Genomic DNA, 437 nt, shown 5'->3' with positions numbered 1-437 from the left:
CCTCTAATGACTATCGCATAATTTCTGGCGCTAAACTGCTGGGAGTTGGAAGCCATCTTCTTAATTAAATTTTTGGCTTCAGCAGGAGTCATGTCTCCAAGGGCTCCACCACTGGCAGCATCTATCATACTTCTCTCCATGTTACTGAGTCCTTCATAAAAATATTGGAGAAGAAGTTGCTCAGAAATTTGGTGGTGAGGGCAACTGGCGCATAGTTTTTTAAATCTCTCCCAGTATTCATACAGGCTCTCTCCACTGAGTTGTCTAATGCCTGAAATATCCTTTCTGATGGTCGTGGTCCTGGAAGCAGGGAAATTTTTTTCTAAGAATACTCTCTTGAGGTCATCCCAGCTCGTGATGGACCTTGGAGCAAGGTAATACAGCCAGTCCTTTGCCACTCCCTCTAATGAATGAGGAAAAGCCTTCAGAAATATGTG

1 protein-coding gene is annotated in these 437 nt (G+C 43.7%); it reads right to left on the bottom strand.

The genetic code is table 11. The features are described 5' to 3' along the window. A partial coding sequence (locus I6E51_RS14115; RefSeq protein ID WP_197218712.1) for a retrotransposon gag family protein occupies positions 1–398 on the bottom strand: 398 nt, incomplete at its 3' end. Positions 399–437 lie beyond the last annotated feature (39 nt).

This window comes from Salinibacterium sp. NSLL17 (assembly GCF_015864935.1).
In the GTDB taxonomy this organism is placed as follows: Bacteria; Actinomycetota; Actinomycetes; order Actinomycetales; family Microbacteriaceae; genus Rhodoglobus.
This window is presented reverse-complemented; position numbering and strand designations above follow the sequence as displayed.